Annotated in this window: 15 protein-coding genes; 5 read left to right on the top strand and 10 right to left on the bottom strand. The window is 64.3% G+C overall.

Annotated elements, in window-relative coordinates:
* Nucleotides 1-124: 124 nt before the first annotated feature.
* The 6 genes from DFO68_RS07800 to DFO68_RS07775 all read right to left on the bottom strand — a co-directional run bounded on the left by DFO68_RS07800 (nucleotide 125) and on the right by DFO68_RS07775 (nucleotide 3901).
* The gene (locus tag DFO68_RS07800; protein WP_133483091.1) at nucleotides 125-790 is read right to left on the bottom strand and encodes a phosphoglycolate phosphatase; all 666 of its coding nucleotides are present in this window, start codon (nucleotides 788-790) and stop codon (nucleotides 125-127) included.
* Nucleotides 771-1094 carry a GIY-YIG nuclease family protein gene (locus DFO68_RS07795; RefSeq protein ID WP_243726465.1) on the bottom strand — a complete coding sequence of 108 codons (324 nt, stop codon included), beginning with the start codon at nucleotides 1092-1094 and terminating at the stop codon, nucleotides 771-773. The genes DFO68_RS07800 and DFO68_RS07795 overlap by 20 nt, the downstream gene beginning before the upstream one ends.
* Nucleotides 1091-1801: a ribulose-phosphate 3-epimerase gene (gene rpe / locus DFO68_RS07790; RefSeq protein ID WP_133483090.1), complete on the bottom strand. Its 711-nt coding sequence runs from the start codon at nucleotides 1799-1801 to the stop codon at nucleotides 1091-1093. Before rpe ends, DFO68_RS07795 begins: the two co-directional genes overlap by 4 nt.
* Nucleotides 1802-1926: 125 nt before the next feature.
* Nucleotides 1927-2355, bottom strand: a complete 429-nt coding sequence (locus DFO68_RS07785; protein WP_133483089.1) for a GNAT family N-acetyltransferase — start codon at nucleotides 2353-2355, stop codon at nucleotides 1927-1929.
* A gap of 219 nt (nucleotides 2356-2574) precedes the next feature.
* Nucleotides 2575-3252, bottom strand: a complete 678-nt coding sequence (locus DFO68_RS07780) for a thiopurine S-methyltransferase (RefSeq protein WP_133483088.1) — start codon at nucleotides 3250-3252, stop codon at nucleotides 2575-2577.
* A 22-nt stretch (nucleotides 3253-3274) separates the two neighbouring features.
* Nucleotides 3275-3901 carry a TIGR04211 family SH3 domain-containing protein gene (locus tag DFO68_RS07775; RefSeq protein ID WP_133483087.1) on the bottom strand — a complete coding sequence of 209 codons (627 nt, stop codon included), beginning with the start codon at nucleotides 3899-3901 and terminating at the stop codon, nucleotides 3275-3277.
* Between the two features lie 397 nt (nucleotides 3902-4298).
* Between DFO68_RS07775 and miaB the strand changes: the two genes are divergently transcribed.
* The 5 genes from miaB to lnt all read left to right on the top strand — a co-directional run bounded on the left by miaB (nucleotide 4299) and on the right by lnt (nucleotide 9812).
* The gene (miaB, locus tag DFO68_RS07770; RefSeq protein ID WP_133483086.1) at nucleotides 4299-5642 is read left to right on the top strand and encodes a tRNA (N6-isopentenyl adenosine(37)-C2)-methylthiotransferase MiaB; all 1344 of its coding nucleotides are present in this window, start codon (nucleotides 4299-4301) and stop codon (nucleotides 5640-5642) included.
* Nucleotides 5643-5853: 211 nt separating this feature from the next.
* Nucleotides 5854-6951 carry a PhoH family protein gene (locus DFO68_RS07765; protein WP_133483085.1) on the top strand — a complete coding sequence of 366 codons (1098 nt, stop codon included), beginning with the start codon at nucleotides 5854-5856 and terminating at the stop codon, nucleotides 6949-6951.
* Nucleotides 6948-7451: an rRNA maturation RNase YbeY gene (gene ybeY, locus DFO68_RS07760; protein WP_133483084.1), complete on the top strand. Its 504-nt coding sequence runs from the start codon at nucleotides 6948-6950 to the stop codon at nucleotides 7449-7451. The genes DFO68_RS07765 and ybeY overlap by 4 nt, the downstream gene beginning before the upstream one ends.
* A complete protein-coding gene (locus DFO68_RS07755) occupies nucleotides 7448-8317 on the top strand; it encodes an HlyC/CorC family transporter (RefSeq protein ID WP_133483083.1) in 870 nt (289 codons plus the stop codon). The genes ybeY and DFO68_RS07755 overlap by 4 nt, the downstream gene beginning before the upstream one ends.
* Before the next feature lie 31 nt (nucleotides 8318-8348).
* Nucleotides 8349-9812, top strand: coding sequence for an apolipoprotein N-acyltransferase (gene lnt / locus DFO68_RS07750; protein ID WP_133483082.1), 1464 nt, complete (start codon nucleotides 8349-8351; stop codon nucleotides 9810-9812).
* A gap of 101 nt (nucleotides 9813-9913) precedes the next feature.
* Here the strand turns inward: lnt and phaC are convergent, their stop codons facing one another.
* The 4 genes from phaC to aroC all read right to left on the bottom strand — a co-directional run bounded on the left by phaC (nucleotide 9914) and on the right by aroC (nucleotide 14126).
* Nucleotides 9914-11755 carry a class I poly(R)-hydroxyalkanoic acid synthase gene (gene phaC / locus DFO68_RS07745; RefSeq protein WP_133483081.1) on the bottom strand — a complete coding sequence of 614 codons (1842 nt, stop codon included), beginning with the start codon at nucleotides 11753-11755 and terminating at the stop codon, nucleotides 9914-9916.
* Nucleotides 11756-11985: 230 nt separating this feature from the next.
* Complete coding sequence (locus tag DFO68_RS07740; protein WP_133483080.1) at nucleotides 11986-12435, bottom strand: phasin family protein; 450 nt, start codon at nucleotides 12433-12435, stop codon at nucleotides 11986-11988.
* A 108-nt stretch (nucleotides 12436-12543) separates the two neighbouring features.
* Complete coding sequence (locus DFO68_RS07735) at nucleotides 12544-12984, bottom strand: DUF6489 family protein (RefSeq protein ID WP_133483079.1); 441 nt, start codon at nucleotides 12982-12984, stop codon at nucleotides 12544-12546.
* A gap of 56 nt (nucleotides 12985-13040) precedes the next feature.
* The gene (gene aroC, locus DFO68_RS07730) at nucleotides 13041-14126 is read right to left on the bottom strand and encodes a chorismate synthase (RefSeq protein ID WP_133483078.1); all 1086 of its coding nucleotides are present in this window, start codon (nucleotides 14124-14126) and stop codon (nucleotides 13041-13043) included.
* Nucleotides 14127-14135: the final 9 nt, after the last annotated feature.

Genomic DNA, 14135 nt, shown 5'->3' with positions numbered 1-14135 from the left:
CCATGACGCCACCGGCGGTTGTGAAGGAGTCCGGCTTCATGCGGCTGATCATCGAGGGGTTTCCGCGTCTTATAGCAATAACGTATTGATTTGGCCCGCGCTTATAGCATTAGCCAAACTCACGTTAAACGAGTTCCGCCAGCGATTCAACCACGTCATCCGGGGCGCTATCACGCACCGACTCGCCGTGATTGTAGCCGTAGGGCACGGCCAGGGTACGAAACCCCGCGGCGCGTCCGGCCTCGATGTCATGGCGCGAGTCACCGACCATCAGGCAGGCCGCCGGCGCAACGCCGAAGTGGGCCGCCACATGCCGCAGCGGAGCTGGGTCGGGCTTCTTCTTCGTCAGGCTGTCGCCCCCCAGGCAGAGGCCGAAATGCCGCTGCAGGCCGAAGGCCTCGAGGATCGGCGCGATGAAGGCGCTGGGCTTGTTGGTCACCAGCGCCAGGGGCAGCCCGCGGTCGCGCAGGCCGTCCAGCGCCTCGCGCACTCCGGGATAGAGCCGGGTATGGGCGCTGGGGGCGCGACCATAGTGGTCGAGGAAGCCCTGGTGGGCCCGGACCAGCAGCGCCGCATCAGGGTCCTGCCCCAAGGCATCGCCCAGGGCGCGCTCTATCAGCCTGAGCGAACCGTTGCCCACCCAGTCGCGGACCCGGGACTCGCCGGGCGGCGCCAGGTCGAGATCGGCGAGGGCGGCATCCACCGCCATCGCCAGGTCGGGTACGGAATCGACCAGGGTGCCGTCCAGGTCGAAGGTGATCAGGCGGATATCATGGAGTATGCGGTGCATGAGACCTCTTGCCTTGCGGTGAGGGTGACATCATCACCTTGCGCTCAGCCAGCCAGGCGCGCTTGGCCGAGGCGGTCAGGCGTTTCAGGCGTGCCTCCAGGCGCAAGGCCTCGCTATGGCTGCCGACGGGTTCCTGGTGGCAGAGCACCAGCGGCCCCTTGCCGCGCAGCGCCTTGGCGCCACGACCGGCCCGGTGCTCGGCCAGGCGTCGGGCCACGTCGGTGGTGATGCCGGTATAGAGGGCGCCGCCGGCGGTTTCCACCAGGTAGAGGTGCCATAGCGCAGCGGAAAACGTCTCCGTCACGGCATGCCCTGAACACTGGCCAGCTGCGTGCGGAAATCGCGGAGCACGCTGTCGTAGCGATGCGGGTCATCTTCGCGGCGCTGCTTGAATATCGCCGAGCCGGCCACGAAGGTATCGGCGCCGGCGTGGGCGATCTCGGCGAGGTTGTCGGCCTTCACGCCACCATCGACCTCCAGGCGGATCATGCGACCCGAAGCGGCGATACGCTGGCGCGTTTCGCGCAGCTTGTCGAGCGTCCTGGGCAGAAAGGCTTGCCCTGCGAAGCCGGGGTTGACGCTCATCAGCAGGATCATGTCGAGCTTGTCGATGACGTAGTCGAGATAAGAGAGTGGCGTGGCTGGATTGAACACCAGACCCGCCTGGCAGCCCCCGTCACGAATCAGTTGCAGAGAGCGGTCGATATGGTCCGTGGCCTCTGGATGAAAGGTGATGATGCTGGCTCCGGCGTCGATGAAGTCGCCGATCAGGCGATCCACCGGACGCACCATCAGATGCACGTCGATGGGTGCGCTGACACCGTGCTTGCGCAGCGCCTCACAGACCATGGGCCCGATGGTCAGGTTAGGCACATAGTGGTTGTCCATCACATCGAAATGGACGATGTCGGCCCCGGAGGCGAGCACGTCATCCACCTCCTCGCCCAGCCGCGCAAAGTCAGCGGAGAGGATCGAGGGCGCGATCATAAAGTCGCGGGTCGTTTCGGTCATGGGGTCGTCCGTCATCAGGGTGGGCAGGCGATCGCGTGAGTCGGGGATTCTACCAAAGCCCCGCGAGACTCAGGACCCTGCCTGGCAGGACACATGGCGGACCACGCTGCAGCGTCGCCATCCGCTCAGCGTGACCAGGCCATGCACGATTGTCGCTCTCCGGTCTCCGGGTCTTGACACTCATCGACAAGATGAAAACCCAGCCGCCGATAGAAGGAGACGGCGCGCACGTTGCGAGTGAAGACATGCAGGGTCAGTCGCTCATGACCGGCCATGGCGTGAGCCATCAGCCGCGAACCGTAGCCGTAGCTCTGCACCTGCGGATCGATGAATAGCGCCTGGAGGTGATCGCCGTTGAGCGCCGTGAAACCGATCACCCGGCCCTCGACTTCCAGCACCTCAAGCTCCTGTGCCCGCGGCAAGTGCTCACGCGTCATGGCCTCGACGCGGGACTCCCAGTAGGCGTCGGCGATGAAGTCGTGGGCACGCATCGAGGCACGCAGCCAGATGTCGACAAGCTGCGGGATCTCCTCCAGAGTGGCGGGGCGGATCATGTCGCGGCTCCTGTAACTGTCCCTGTAGTGTAGCGCTCACACAACGGCGCGTCGCAGCGTTTCCCCGCCTCTCGGGCCGCAGGTTTCACTCGAGGCCCTGCACCACACTCATCAAGGCCCTGCCACCATCGGGAGATTGTTCATGCAACGTCGTCATGTCCTGGGCGCCTGCGCCCTGCTTCTCGCGACGGGCTGACTGGTCGGCTGCGCCAGCCCTCACTACCTGCGGCTCGACCCCGAGCGCACGGCCCCGGTGCCACGCAGCGGTAGCGGGCCACGACGCTCCAGCGCCCAGGCGCTCTCGCGAAAGCCGTTGGCCTCGGGCTTGCCATCCTCCAGGTGGGTAAGGCGGAAGTTGGGCGCAAACAGCTCGTGAATCTCCTCAGCGGGGACGCTGAACGGCGGGCCGCAGTCATCACCCGGACCACGCGTCAGGCTGATCAACAGTCCTCGGGCGCCGGGAGGGATCAGCTGGGCCAGGTGGAAGGCATAACGTTGACGGGTGGCCGGCGGCAACGCGATCAGCGCGGCGCGGTCATAGAAGGCGCCGATATCCGCTGCCTGCTGGATATGGAAGTGAAAGAAGTCGCCGCACCACAGCTCCACGCTGCCCTGGCGGCAGATGTCGAAATCGGCCTGGCGGTAGCGGGTTACTTCACCCACGCCCTCGGCGACGAACGCCTCGATGGCCTGCCCGGCCAGTTCGATGCCCAGCACCGGATGGTCATGTTGCGCCAGCCAGCGCATGTCGAGGCTCTTGCCACACAACGGTACCAGTACCTTGGTACCGGCGCGAACCCCCAGGTCAGGCCAGTGACGAACCAGCACCGGGTGGGGGCGATCCCGGTGGAAACCGATGCGCCCCTGGCGCCAGCGTTGCAGCCATTCGTTGTCCATCATTCCTCCCGCCGAAACGGCGTCAGAACCAGCGATCGCGCTTGCGCCTCCGCCGTGGCAGATGAGGCACGATCAGCCCCACCAGCAGGCCGGCCCCCGCCACCCCACCACCGTACATGAAGTAGCGCATCAGCAGATCCTCTTCCTGAGTGTCCAGACGCGCCTGGAGCGCGCGGATGGTGGCGCGCGACTGTTCGGTCTCCGCTTCGAGCGCCGCATTGCGAGCCTCGAGCTCGGCGATGCGTTGCTCGCGAACCTTCAGGGTCTCGGTCATCGAGGCGGTCCGGTTCTGCCAGGTGTCATTGATATTGGCAAGCTTCTCGGTCAGCTCCTCCACCCGAGCTTCCAGCGCCGGCAGCTGTTGCTGAGCGCTGGGAGTATCCTGAAGCTCACTGCTTAGCACCCAGACGGTATCGCCCTCAGAATCCCGCACTCGACTGTAGTCACCGCTGGTCTCCAGAACCGTCACCGGTTCGCCGGCGGTCAGGGTGCCAATGATTCGGTAGCCGTCGGTGGGGCCGCTGCGGACGTAGGTGGTGAGCTCGTCAGAGACCCAGGCGGCACCGTCGGCCTGCTGGGCAAGCGCCAGAGGTGAGAGCGTGGCGAGCGCCACGCCCAGTGTCAGGGTTCTGAGTCTTTGTATCGTCATGCGTTATCCTGGCTGTCCAAGCCTCGCGCGTCGCGGCTCTTGCACATGGATCGCCCGCTGGGGGGCGGTTCTGCGGGCCACGGCGGCGATGCTGATGTTCGTGGTATGGGTTTGTCCACAGCGACGGTGGATAACCCTCGGGAAAACCGCTGAAAAGCTCCTGTCAGTCGGCATGCCTGACGCCCTGCGCCGCTGCCGCTCACTTTCTGACCAGGGCACGCCCCGCCCGTGCCGTATAAGGGGCACAGAATACCACAGCCGCTGCTGGCGGCGGCTGGCCCCGAAGGCGGCCGGGGCGTATAATGAATCGCCTTGTCAGAGGTGGTCATTCGGCCACTTGCAAACCCAATGCTCATCCACCGGTGCATCGTCGCGCCAGTTGCCGCGACCTATTCTTATGGCGAAGAAACTCTTCATCAAGACACATGGCTGCCAGATGAACGAGTACGACTCCGCGCGCATGGCGGATCTGCTCGGCGAATCCCACCAGCTCGAGCTCACCGACGACGAGCACGATGCCGACGTCCTGCTGCTCAACACCTGCTCGATCCGTGAAAAGGCCCAAGAGAAGGTCTTCCACCAGCTCGGCCGCTGGAAGAAGCTCAAGCAAGCCAAGCCCGACCTGGTGATCGGCGTCGGTGGCTGTGTGGCCAGTCAGGAGGGTGAAGCGCTGCGCAAGCGTGCTCCCCATGTCGACATGGTGTTCGGCCCGCAGACCCTGCATCGGGTACCATCGATGCTCGACTCGCGGCATAACGACCAGATCTCGGTGGTCGATGTCACTTTCCCCGAGATCGAGAAGTTCGACCATCTGCCCAAGCCCAGCGCCGACGGCGCCACCGCCTTCGTCTCGGTGATGGAGGGCTGCTCCAAGTATTGCACCTTCTGCGTCGTGCCCTACACCCGCGGCGAAGAAGTCTCGCGGCCCTTCGAGGCGGTGATGGACGAGGTGATCCACCTCGCCGATCAGGGCGTGCGAGAGATCAATCTGCTGGGGCAGAACGTCAACGCCTACCGCGGCGAGAACCGCCTCGGCGACGAGATCGACCTGGCCGAGCTGATCGCTTGCGTGGCGGCGGTGGAGGGTATCGACCGCATCCGCTTCACCACCTCCCACCCGGTGGAGTTCTCCGACAGCCTGATTGAGGCCTACGCAGAGATTCCCGAACTGGTCAGCCACCTGCACCTCCCCGTTCAGGCTGGCTCCGACCGCATCCTGGCGGCGATGAAGCGCGGCCACCGTGTCGAGGCATACGTCGAGAAGCTGGAGCGCATCCGTGCGCTGCGCCCGGATATCAGCTTCTCCTCGGACTTCATCATCGGCTTCCCCGGCGAGACCGAGGCAGACTTCGAGGCCACCATGGAGCTGATCCAGCGTATCGGCTTCGACCACTCCTTCAGTTTCGTCTACTCGGCGCGTCCCGGCACGCCGGCAGCCAGCCTTGCCGACGAGACCCCGCCAAGCGTCAAGAAACAGCGCCTGGCAATCCTGCAGGAGCGTATCAATCAGCAGGCGATGCAGATCAGTCGGCGCATGGTGGGCACCACTCAGCGCATTCTGGTCACCGGCTTCTCGCCACGGGATCCGGGCCAGCTCTCTGGGCGCACCGAGAACAACCGCGTGGTCAACTTCCCTGCCGCCAATCCCTTCGAGCTGATCGGTCTCTTCGTCGATGTGGAGATCAGCGAGGCGCTGCCCAACTCGCTGCGCGGCGAGCTCGCCTCGCCGGCGGCCTACTGACTGACGCGACATGCGTGCCAGCGGGTGAGCCGAGCCGATGAGCACGCCTCTGAGCCAGCAATGGCCTCATCGCCGCCTCGAGGGTCTCAGCCGCAGGCTTGAGGCTTGCCATGGATCAGCGCTGAGCCCTTCTCTGCGGTGTATGCGTTGCCCCGGTCACCACCGGGGCAGTAAGCTGACACTACATTCATCCTGCAGGGATTCCTCTGTCTTGAGCCAGCCATCCTCTCCGGCCAACCGCATCATTACCCTGAACCTTGAGCCCAACGACCCGCGTCGCCTCGCCAACCTCTGCGGCCAGCGTGACGAGCACCTCAAGCTGATCGAATCGCGGCTTGGCATCACGCTTCGCAACCGCGGCAACATCTTCCAGCTCGCCGGCCCCACCCAGCGGGTCAAGGCGGCCGCCAACGTGCTGGAACAACTCTACCGCGAGACCGAGGCCAGCGACTTGGATCCGGACACCGTGCATCTCTTCCTGCAGGAGTCGGGCCTGGAGGCGCTGGACGAGGAGACAAGCGGCGAGCCGGATGATGAGGTGCTGCTGCGCACCCCGCGCACCCTGATCAAGCCCCGCGGCCTCAACCAGCAGAGCTATGTGCAGAGCATCCGCGCCCACGATATTAACTTCGGTATCGGCCCGGCGGGCACCGGCAAGACCTACCTCGCCGTGGCCGCCGCGGTGGAGGCCCTCAACCAGCAGGAGGTGCGCCGCATCCTGCTGGTGCGCCCCGCCGTGGAGGCGGGCGAAAAGCTCGGCTTCCTGCCCGGCGACCTGGCCCAGAAGATCGATCCTTACCTGCGCCCCCTCTACGATGCCCTCTACGAGATGATCGGCTTCGAGCAGGTGGCCAAGCTGATCGAGCGTCAGGTGATCGAGATCGCCCCGCTTGCCTACATGCGCGGGCGCACCCTCAACAACGCCTTCATCATCCTCGACGAGAGCCAGAACACCACCCGCGAGCAGATGAAGATGTTTTTGACCCGCATCGGCTTCGGCTCCACGGCAGTGATCACCGGCGACGTCACCCAGGTCGACCTGCCGCGCGGGCAGACCTCGGGGCTGATCCAGGTGCTCGAGGTGCTCAAGGGAACCCCGGGTATCGGCGTCACCCACTTCGCCGCCAAAGACGTGGTGCGCCATCCACTGGTGCAGCGCATCATCGAGGCCTATGACCACTTCGAGGCCAAAGAGGAGGCCTCCGAGCGCGCCCACCGCGAGGAGCGCGAGGCCCTGCGTCAGGAACGCCTGGAGCGCGTCCGCCAGGACAAGCAGCGCCATGACGCCCCGGGGCACGTCGACTCATGAACCTGCCGCTCATCGACCGTCAGGTGACCATTGTGGCCGACGGCCTGCCTTCCCAGGCCGAGCTCGAGGCGTGGGTGGCCGCGGTCTTGGGGCGCCAGGCCGACGAGCCTCGCCACGAGCTCACCATTCGTTTCGTCGACGCGGCCGAGAGCCAGGCCCTCAATCACCGCTATCGCCACCGCAATGCATCCACCAACGTGCTCTCCTTCCCTTTCGAGAGCCCGCCTGGGGTCAGCCTGCCACTACTGGGCGATCTGGTGATCTGCCACCCGGTGGTGGTCCGCGAGGCGGCGGAGCAGGACAAGTCGCGGCATGCTCACTACGCTCACATGGTGGTCCATGGCACCCTGCACCTGCTGGGGCATGATCATCTCGAGGACGACGAAGCCGAGGCCATGGAGACCCTCGAGCGTGAGATACTCGCGTCGCTGGGATTTGCCGATCCCTATGCGCCGTCGAATCGCGATTCCGACACCGAGGACGAGAGAGCTGACGCATGAGCGAAGACCGATCGAGCAGCCAGGGTAGCAAGTCCTGGCTCGACAAGCTGTTCAGTGCCCTGTCCAGCGACAACGACGAGCCCAGCTCCCGCGACGAACTGCTGGAGTTCCTGCGCCAGGCAGGCGCCCGCCTCAAGCTCGATCAGGACGCCATGATGATCATCGAGGGCGCCCTGAACATCAGCGACCAGCAGGTGCGCGAGATCCTCATCCCACGCTCCCAGATCACCGCCATCGCCCTCGACCAGCCCTTCGAGGAGTACCTGCCGGTGATACTCGAGACCGGCCATTCCCGCTATCCGGTGATCGGTGAGAACCTCGATGAGGTCAAGGGAATCCTGCTGGCCAAGGACCTGCTGCCGCTGCTGCAAGGCGGCCAGCAGAATGGCGTACCCTTTCAGCTCGACGAGGTGCTGCGACCGGCCATGTTCGTACCCGAATCCAAGCGTCTCAACAGCCTACTCAAGGAGTTCCAGGATACCCGCAACCATATGGCGGTGGTGGTAGACGAGTATGGCGGCACGGCGGGCATCGTCACCATCGAGGACATCCTCGAGGAGATCGTCGGCGAAATAGAGGATGAACACGACATCGACGAGGAGATCGATATCCGCGAACTGGCAAAGGATCGCTATGCGATCCGTGCCCTGACCACCATCGAGGATTTCAACGATCGCTTCGGTACCCGCTTTTCGGACGACGAGTTCGATACCCTGGGCGGCCTGGTGATGCAGCGTTTCGGCCACCTGCCAGGGCGCGGTGAACACACCGAGATCGGCGGCTGGCGCTTCACCGTTCTCAATGCCGACAACCGCCGCATTCGCCTGCTCGAGGCCGAGCCCTGCGAGCAAGACGCCGAGGAGTGACGCCACCACCTGATGACCACGGATGGACTGCATGGCTGACGCTCGACTGAAGATGGTAGCGGGCTGCCTGGCGGCGCTGGTCGCCGGCTGCCTCACTACCCTGAGTACTGCGCCCTTCTCGCTCTGGTGGCTGGGCCCGGTGGCTGCCGGCCTGGTCTACCTCGGCTTGCCGTCCCTGAGACCCGGCCAGGCGGCCCTACGCGGCGGGTGCTACGGGCTGGGTCTGTTTGGTTCCGGGGCCTCCTGGGTCTATGTCTCGATCCATGACTACGGCTACACCGGGGTGCCCCTGGCGCTGTTGCTAACGGGCTTGTTCGTTGCCGGCCTGGCGCTGTTCTTCGCCCTCACCTTCTGGCTCTACCGGTGGCTGTGTGGGCCGCGCCTGGCAGCGCTGAGCTTCGCGGGCGCTTGGGTGCTGGGGGAGTGGCTGCGCACCTGGCTATTCACCGGTTTCCCCTGGCTGCTGCTGGGCACTGCCCAGGTGGATGCGCCGCTCGCCCCCTGGGCGCCGGTGGGCGGGGTCTACCTGCTGACGCTGATCACCGCCCTCACCGGCAGCCTCGGCGTCGAGCTCCTTCGACGCCGCGCCTGGGCCGCCGCGCCGCTCGCCGCACTGTGGCTGGTGCCACTGGCCCTGCCTGCCCAGTGGACGACACCCGCCGGCGAGCCGGTGCGGGTTGCCCTGCTCCAGGGCAACCTCCCCCAGCTGATCAAGTGGACTCCCGAAGGGCAGCGTCGCGCCATCGACACCTACCTTGAGCTGACCCGCGAGCTCGATGATAACGTCGACCTGGTGATCTGGCCTGAGGCCGCCCTGCCCATGTTCGAGGACCAGGCCGCCCCCTACCTCGAGCGTGCCCGAGCCAGCCTTCCAGCGCATACCACCCTGCTCACCGGCATCCTGCAGCGTGACGACGGACGCTACTACAACAGCGTCATCGGCCGTGGCGACGTGGAAGGCGAGTATCGCAAGGCCCACCTGGTCCCGTTCGGCGAGTATCTGCCCCTGGAGAGCCTGCTGCGCGGCGCCATCGCCTTCTTCGACCTGCCGGCACCGACCATGGTCCCGGGCCCCGCCGACCAGGCGCCAATCCGCGTCGGAGGGCTAACCATCGGCAATGCCATCTGCTATGAGATCATCTATGCCGACCTGGTGGCAGCGCGGGCCCGCGACGCCGAGCTGCTGCTCACGCTCTCTAACGACACCTGGTTCGGCGCTTCCCTCGGCCCGCTGCAGCACTTGCAGATGGCCCGCCTGCGGGCGCTGGAGAACGGCCGCCCGGTGGTGCGCGCCACCAGCAACGGTGTCACCGCGCTGATCGACGCACGAGGCAAGGTCATCGCCAGGACAGCGCAGTTCGAGACCGCAGTCCTCGTCGGCGAGGTTACCCCCATGCAAGGCCTCACCCCCTTCACCCGCACCGGCAGTTGGCCAACCTGGCTGCTCGCCGCCCTAATGGTGCTGGCGGGACTCCAGCTGCGCCGGAAGCCGTAAGCTCGAAGCCAGGGCTTCCGCTGGAACATAAAAAACCCCCGCAGCCAGGCTACGAGGGGTTCTCTTCAAGCTTCTAGGCGCGGAGCGCCGCACTTTCAGCTTCAGGTTTCCGACGAAGTCGAGGCTTCTCCCAGCACCTCGGGAATGGTCATGCGCACATAGCGCCCCGGAGCCGGCTCGAGGATCTCCAGCTCACCATCACCGGGTTGGCGTGCCGGCACCAGCTTCTCGGTGTCCACATAGCCATTCTCGGTCATCCACGCCTGCCAGTGCGGCCACCAGGAGCCCTCATGCTGCTCGGCACCCTCGAGCCACTCCTCATGAGTCTCCGGGAGCGCATCATTGGTCCAGTAGCCGTACTTGTTTTTGCTGGGCGGATTGACAATCCCGGCGATATGGCCGGAGCCGCCCAGTACGAACTTGACCGGCCCCTTGGGCAACAAGGCGCCGTAATAGGTGCTGTTCCACTTGGCGATGTGATCCTCCTTGGTGGAGATGAAATAGCTCGGCGTGGATATCTTGCGCAGATCGATCTTGACCCCGTCGAGCTCGATGCCACCCGGCTGGACCAGGCGGTTCTCCATGTACATGTGCCGCAAGTACCAGGCATGCGTACCCGCCGGCAGGTTGGTGCCATCGGTATTCCAATAGAGCAGGTCGAAGGGTGCTGGTGCATCGCCTTTCAGGTAGTTGTTAATGTAGAAGGACCAGAAAAGGTCGTTTTCGCGCAGCAGGTTGAAGGAGTAAGCCATGACCCGACCGTCGAGATAGCCATCGCGCTCTAGCTGAGCCTCGATGCCCTCGAGCACCCGCTCGGAGAGGAAGACACCGATATCGCCTGGGTCGCGGAAATCCTGGAGGGTGGCCATGTAGGTGACCGACTTGACCTTGCGGCCACGCCGGGTGCTGGTCAGGTAAGCCACGGTCGAGGCGGCCAGAGTTCCGCCAATGCAATAACTCAATAGGTTGACCGACTTCTCGCCGGTGGCCTGCTCGATGGCCTCCATAGCGGCGATGGGCCCCATCTGCATGTAATCGGCCCAGGTCAGGTCACGCTGCTCGGGGCCAGGGTTGCGCCAGGAGATCAGAAAGACGGTGTGTCCCTGCTCCACCAGCCAGCGCACCAGGGAGTTATCCTGACGAAGGTCAAGGATGTAGTACTTGTTGATCCAGGGCGGCACCACCAGCAGCGGGGTCTTGTAGACCTGCTCGGTACTGGGCGTGTACTGGATCAGCTGGATCAGCTCATTCTGATAGATCACCGCTCCCGGGGTGACGGCGATGTTTTCACCGATCGCGAAGGCGCTGCGATCGGTCATGGTGACATTGAGTCCCTCGGCGGAGTTGGCCAGATCCTTGCGCAGCCGGGCCAGGCCCTCGACCAAGTTCTGGCCGCGGGTCTCAATAGTCTTGCGCAGCACCTCGGGATTGGTGGCGACGAAATTGGTTGGCGCCATGGCGTTGACCAGCTGGCGCGCGTAGAAGCTGAGATTGCGCTTCTGGTCTTCCGAGAGGCCATCCAGGCGCTCGATCAGCTCTTCCACCATGCGCGAGAACAGCAGGTACTGCTGCATGATCGCCCGATAATAAGGATCGTCGCGCCAGGCATCGTCCTTGAAGCGGCGATCGCCCTTGTCTGGTGTGATCAGCGGCTCGACCTCTTCACCAGCGAGGCCACGCAGCGACTGCAACCACAGCTGGTATTGATCCTGTAGCAGCCGGGACTGGGCCTGCCATAGCAGGGGCGGATTCTGCATCAGCGACTGGGCACCGGCCTGGAAGCTCTGATGCATGTCTTCATAGACCGATTCCGCAGCATCGCTGGGTACCATGCGCTCCAGCAGATCCTGCATCAGGGCCTTGTACTCCTCGCCGATCACAACGAGCCGGCCATGCCACGCCTCGAGCTCGTTCGGTGTCGGTGCTTGCACCGCTGACTGCATTGACCTCTCCTGTTAATCATGAAGGCCTTCATCATGAAGGTCGGTATGCCTGACAGCCAGGCACCGGCCCTCGGCCATCTACGGCTAGCATCGCATCAACTTGCGCCAGGCAAGACATGGCCCACAAAGACACTATCGCCTCGCGCCCACAACGACACTATGGCCCACAACGACACTGCCCGGCACTCGTCATCGGGTACCGGACAGCACGCCACCAGAGTAATGCGATATCAACGCTTGCGTGACGTCGACTGGCTGTTGGCCTTAGCGGGCTCATCGGAGTTCTCGCCGGACTTCGTTGTCTCGCCCTTGGCGGCCTGACCGGCCTTTTCAGCCTGCTCGGCGAGCTGCTTGCCGGATTCGGCATAGAGCTTCTCGAGTTCAGCCTTGAACTCCAGGCTCATCTCGCTCATCGCCTTGGCGTCCTCGAGCATCTGCTTGGAGAGCTCATTCATCATCTCCGCCTGACGCGTACCGAAGTCGCGCATGCTCTCGGCATCACTGACTTCGCTGGCGTCCCGCATGCGCTCGGTGCCCATCTGGCTGTAGCGCTTCATGGACTCCATCTGGTAATGGGCCATCTTCTCCATGTTGCTCAGCATCAGCGAATTGAGCTTGCGCATCGGCTCGAAGAATTGACGAGTCTGCTCGTTGAATGTCTCGATCATCTTGTCCTGCATGAAGAATCCCCCTTGAGGAATGGAATCGAATGGTTTGCTGCATTGCACAAAGTCTAGTCCGTCGCTTCCGCTGTTGCAACGGCATGGACGTCGCCCACGATGAAGCCATCAACTCTCGCGTTTGCTGCGGGAGCGAGCGCTGGCCGTGGATTTGCGAGAACTGCTGCCCGCCGTGGACGTTCCCGCCGAGCTATCAGATGACGCTTGTGTATCCTCCGACTTCCCTGCCTGCGCCTTCTGATCCTTGCTCGCTGTTCCGCTAGCGCTTCCCGCGGAACTGGCGGCCTTGGTCAGCATGTCGAGCATCATCTGCTGGTAGTTGCCGAAGTTGGATAACCCTTGGGAGAGTCCCTGGGAAAGGTTCTGTGACAAGCCAGGCTGCTGCAGGAAGGGCTGCATCAGGCTCATCGGGTCGTAACCTTCCGTTCCCGACTCCATTTGCTTGTAGATACGGTTCAGCAGATCCTTCTGGAAGGCCTCCACGTCGGGCAGGCCCAGGGCTCGGCGAAACTCCTCGGGGGTCAGGTCGAACTCGACGTTGATCTTCATGGCGTCACTCTTGTTAGTGGTTCATGCAGTGTAGCAGCCATGCTGGAAGGCGCAGCTCAGCGAAGTTGTGGAGTCGCTACCTGGACCTCGGCATTCTGGCCACGATGTCGCAACCAGTGATCCATCAGCGTCAGCGCCATCATCGCCTCGGCGATGGGCGTGGCCCGGATGCCCACGCAGGGGTCGTGGCGCCCCTTGGTGATGACGTCGACGGCATGGCCATGGACATCGATACTGCGCCCCGGAATGGTAATGCTGGAGGTGGGCTTGAGGGCCAGATGAGCGATGATCGTCTGCCCGCTGGAGATGCCACCCAGAATGCCGCCGGCATGGTTGGAGAGAAAACCCTCGGGGGTCATCTCGTCGCGATGCTCGCTGCCGCGGCTGGCCACGGCGGCGAAGCCATCGCCGATCTCCACGCCCTTGACCGCATTGATGCTCATCAGGCCATGGGCCAGCTCGGCGTCCAGGCGGTCGAACACCGGCTCGCCGAGCCCCGGCGGCACACCCTCTGCCACCACGCTGATCCTGGCCCCCACCGAGTCCTGGTCGCGGCGCAGCTGGTCCATGTAGGCCTCGAGCTCGGGCACGCGCTGAGGGTCGGGACAGAAGAAGGGGTTGTCATCCACCGCCTGCCACTGCTTGAAATCGATGGTGATCGGGCCGAGCTGGCTCATGTAGCCGCGCACGACGATGCCATGGGCGGCCAGATACTTCTTGGCGATGGCGCCGGCCGCGACCCGCATCGCGGTCTCCCGGGCGCTGGAGCGCCCGCCGCCGCGATAGTCGCGGATGCCGTACTTATGGTGGTAGCTGTAGTCGGCGTGGGCCGGACGGAACTGGTCCTTGATCTTCGAGTAGTCCTTGGAGCGCTGGTCGGTATTGTCGATCAACAGGCCGATGGAGGTGCCGGTGGTCACTCCCTCGAAGACCCCGGAGAGGATGCGTACCCGGTCGGGTTCGCGCCGCTGGGTAGTGTGGCGCGAACTGCCAGGGCGGCGGCGATCCAGGTCATGCTGCAGGTCCTCTTCGCTGAGCGGCAGCCCCGGCGGGCAGCCATCGACGATGGCTCCCAGCGCAGGCCCATGGCTCTCGCCGAAGGTGGTGACGGTGAACAGCTTGCCGAAGGTGTTGCCAGACATGGGCGCGTC

This window comes from Halomonas ventosae (assembly GCF_004361885.1).
Classification (GTDB): Bacteria; Pseudomonadota; Gammaproteobacteria; order Pseudomonadales; family Halomonadaceae; genus Halomonas; species Halomonas ventosae_C.
The sequence above is the reverse complement of the archived record's forward strand: the minus strand, read 5'-3'. Positions and strand labels throughout refer to the sequence as shown.